Annotated in this window: 4 protein-coding genes; 3 read left to right on the top strand and 1 reads right to left on the bottom strand. The window is 43.9% G+C overall.

Translation table 11 applies throughout. The features are described 5' to 3' along the window. Both QZ379_RS10880 and QZ379_RS10885 read left to right on the top strand, forming a co-directional pair. Positions 1-1,138, top strand: a 1,138-nt coding sequence (locus tag QZ379_RS10880) for an aldo/keto reductase (protein WP_291564422.1), incomplete at its 5' end; no start/stop codon positions are given. Beyond that, on the top strand, positions 1,135-1,572 hold the full coding sequence (locus QZ379_RS10885) for a DUF1893 domain-containing protein (RefSeq protein WP_291564424.1): 438 nt from the start codon (positions 1,135-1,137) through the stop codon (positions 1,570-1,572). The genes QZ379_RS10880 and QZ379_RS10885, both read left to right, overlap by 4 nt. Here the strand turns inward: QZ379_RS10885 and QZ379_RS10890 are convergent, their stop codons facing one another. Beyond that, positions 1,573-2,376, bottom strand: coding sequence for an MBL fold metallo-hydrolase (locus QZ379_RS10890; RefSeq protein ID WP_291564426.1), 804 nt, complete (start codon positions 2,374-2,376; stop codon positions 1,573-1,575). 186 nt (positions 2,377-2,562) lie between these two features. Between QZ379_RS10890 and QZ379_RS10895 the strand changes: the two genes are divergently transcribed. Continuing rightward, positions 2,563-3,912 carry a cobyrinate a,c-diamide synthase gene (locus QZ379_RS10895; protein WP_291564427.1) on the top strand — a complete coding sequence of 450 codons (1,350 nt, stop codon included), beginning with the start codon at positions 2,563-2,565 and terminating at the stop codon, positions 3,910-3,912. The last annotated feature ends 113 nt before the right edge of the window (positions 3,913-4,025 follow it).

Genomic DNA, 4,025 nt, shown 5'->3' on the forward strand with positions numbered 1-4,025 from the left:
CCGGGGGAACGTGATCGACCAGGATGCGGTCAACGAGCTGATAGACTATGCCATGGCTCATGGAGTGAATTATTACGATACATCGCCGGTATATGTGCAGGGATGGTCCGAGAAATCTACAGGTATAGCCCTCAAACGTCATCCGAGGGAGAAATTCTATGTGGCTACAAAGTTGTCGAACTTCTCGAACTACACACGCGAGAACTCCATCAAGATGTATAAGAGGTCGTTCGAAGAACTACAGGTGGACTATATCGACTACTATCTGCTTCATTCCATCGGTAATGGCGGTATGAAGACATTCCGTGCCAGATATATTGATAATGGTATGCTGGATTATCTCATCGAAGAAAGGAAGGCCGGAAGAATCCGTAACCTTGGTTTTTCGTTCCATGGCACTCAGGATGTATTCGATGAGGTTCTTGCCATGCATGACAAGGTACACTGGGATTTCGTACAGATACAGCTTAACTATGTAGACTGGCGACATGCCACAGGCAGAAACGTAAATGCGGAATATCTGTATGGAGAACTTGAAAAGCGGAATATTCAGGCCATCATTATGGAGCCGCTTTTGGGAGGACGATTGTCGAACGTACCTCAGCATATAGTTGACAGATTCAAGCAGCAACGCCCTTCGGACAGTGTGGCATCATGGGCTTTCCGGTTTGCCGGTACCTGGGATAAGGTATTGACCGTTCTAAGCGGAATGACATATATGGAACATTTGCAGGACAATATCCGTACATATTCGCCTTTAGTCCATCTGACAGACGAGGATAAGGAATTTCTTGAAGAAACTGCACAACTGATGAAGAAATATCCTACGGTGCCATGCAATGACTGTAAATACTGTATGCCGTGTCCCTACGGTATAGATATTCCGGCTATACTCGTGCACTACAACAAATGTGTGAATGAGGGGAATGTGCCGAAATCGAGCAAGGACGAAAACTATGATAAGGCCCGCAGAGCATATCTGATAGGGTATGACAGGAGTGTTCCTAAACTGAGACAGGCAAGCCATTGTATCGGTTGTAGAGAGTGTGTGGACCATTGTCCGCAGGATATAAACATTCCTCATGAACTGCATCGTATAGACCGCTTTGTAGAGTCCTTAAAACAGAATAAGTTATGATTCAGTCCTGGAATGGTGAGATGTCTGCCTTAGTGGAAGAGTTGCAGAAAGGCGGCTGGTCGTGCGTAGTAGGCAACGGAACTGTGATGAGGACATTCTCGCGCAGGGGAGTGGCAGACCTATATGATATGCTGCATACAGAACCGGAACTGCTGGATGGAGCTTTCATTGCCGACAAGGTGGTAGGCAAGGGTGCAGCTGCTCTTATGATTTTAGGAAAGGTTTCAAGACTTCACACCCATATAATAAGTACTCCGGCATTGTGCCTGTTGCGCAAAGCCGGAGTACTTGTCGGTTTCGATGTGGAAACCGAGTGTATTATAAACCGTGACGGTACAGGACGTTGTCCTGTAGAAACATTATGCGACGGAATTTCCGAACCGGAAAAGATGCTTCCCCTGATATCGGATTTCCTTGCAAAGATACGCCTTTGATTATAATTCAAAGATACCTGTAGGTGAGGTCCTTCTTAAAGGGATGACCTCCACATCTTTTCCTACTATTATATTTTTTGATTTAAGTGCTGCTTCCACTGTCTTCAGCGCCAGTTCCGGATGATTGTTGTCCTTGCTGAGATGGCATAACCACAGATATTTCAGCCGTGAAGGGAAGTTGCAGGAAATAAACTCTGCCAGTTCCTTGTTGCACAAATGGCCGTTCCCGCTTGCTATTCTTTCTTTCAGGTGGGTAGGGTATGGACCGCATTCAAGCATGCTCTTATCATAATTGGCTTCCATTACCAGATAGTCTGAAATACTTACAAACCGGGCTACAGTAGGAGTGATACGTCCTATGTCTGTAATGAAAGTGAACACCTTATCGCAGATTTTTATGCTGTAGCCCACATTGTCGGTAGAATCGTGAGGTACTTCAAAACATGTTATCTCAAAATCATCAACTTTTACTGTCTCTCCTTTAGAGATAAACCTCTTCATGTTATCTGCAAGTTTCTCTGTCATGCAGTAACTCCTTCGCATACCTTCGTGCACTTCCTGAGTGGCATATATAGGGATATTATGTTTTCCGGCCAGATGTCCCACTGCCTTTATGTGGTCTGCATGGTCGTGGGTAACGAATACCGCTTTCACATCACCCAAGTTCAGGCAATGGTCCTTCAAAACCTTTTTCACAGTGCGTATTCCCAATCCTCCGTCTATCAGTACAGATGTGTTGCAGTTGCTCAGATAGTAACAGTTGCCGCTGCTGCCGCTTGCAAGGCTTAAAAACTTTATATTCATATCGTTATTTCGTATTTTGTGTTCTGATACTTCCCCAAAAGCGGAAAAGTTGCGCGAATTTACAAAAAATAGCCTGAAAAAACTACTTTGACTATGATTTTGTAGACATAGACATCCCGTGGTTGTTATGCCGAAAGAATATTTTTTGTAATTTTGTAACCGCATTTTTAAGACAGGAACAACAGGATGAAACCACAATTTCTCATAGGAGGCGCAACATCGGGAAGCGGAAAGACAGTTTTCGCTTTAGGTCTTCTTCGTGCCTTGAAGAAACGTGGAATAAAAGTCCAGCCTTATAAATGCGGTCCGGGATTTATGGATACACAACTGCACTCCATATCTTCAGGAACAGACTCTGTAAACCTTGATTCATGGTTTGCAGGACGTACGCATCTGCAATACGTCTATAATAAGTACGGAGAGAAAGCTGAAGTCTGTATGATAGAAGGCAATTCAGCCTTGTTTGACGGTTACAGAAGGATGCAGGGCAGCAGTGCAGAAATGTCTCAGTTAGTTTCAGTACCTGTTGTTTTAGTGGTCAATGCCCGTTCGGCAGCATATTCGGTAGCTCCGATGCTTTACGGATATAAACTGTTCCGTCCACAGGTCAAAATCGTTGGAGTGGTATTTACCCATGTTTCCTCGCCTACACATTATTCGTATCTTAAGGATGCATGTAACGATGCCGGACTGAACAGTCTTGGATATATTCCTTACGATGAAAGTCTGAAACTTCCGCAGCGTCATACGGCTCTTACGCAGTCAGTCCGTTCGGAGATAGAAGAGGTGGCAGAGAAAGCCGCTTCGTATGTAGAACAGAATATAGACATAGAGCGTATTCTGAAAATGTGTACACGCATATTTCCATGTGAATATACTCTTCCTTACACATCGGATGTAGAAGAAACGGGTTTTCAGTATGAGGGAAAGCATAAGCCGCTGAAAATAGCGGTGGCACGCGATTCGGCATTCAATCTTATTTATAAGGAAAACATAGACCGGTTGTCGGCTATCGGCAATATCACATATTTCAGTCCACTGTATTCAAATAATCTTCCTGAGGCTGATATATTATATCTTCCCGGTGGTTTTCCTGAGATGTTTGCAAGACAGTTGCATCGTCGTAAGCCATTAATGAAGCAGCTTAAGGATTATGCCGAAAAAGGTGGTAAGATTATAGCAGAGGGAGGCGGTATGGTACTTCTTTCACGTTCACTTACGGTTCGTGAAGGAGGCAGCGCATATGAGATGAGCGGTGTATTGCCTTTTGGCTGTACTATGATAGATTCGCATCTGCATACCGGATATCGGATAATCGAGTCATCTGAAATATCGCTCAGAGGGCATGAATTCCGTTTTCTGTCAATAGATACGGATAATGGTAAGTTGGCTTCCGGAGTGAAAGTCTGTTCCGTCAAGAATACACGTGGAGCAGAAGCTGAAACATGCATATACCGTTATAAGAATGTGATAGCGGGCTTTACTCATTGGTATTGGGGAGAAACGGATATACTTCGCTTGTGGGATTATGTTTAGAACCACTCAGTGAACGTGTAATGAACGCAGAATGAACGTGTAATGAACTCTTGACAACTTGTCTTTTCCTGATTTTGGTTGACTGTTATAATGTCATTACCACTGATTATAGT

Origin of the sequence: Bacteroides sp., assembly GCF_019417265.1 — a bacterium.
Taxonomy (GTDB): domain Bacteria; phylum Bacteroidota; class Bacteroidia; order Bacteroidales; family Bacteroidaceae; genus Phocaeicola.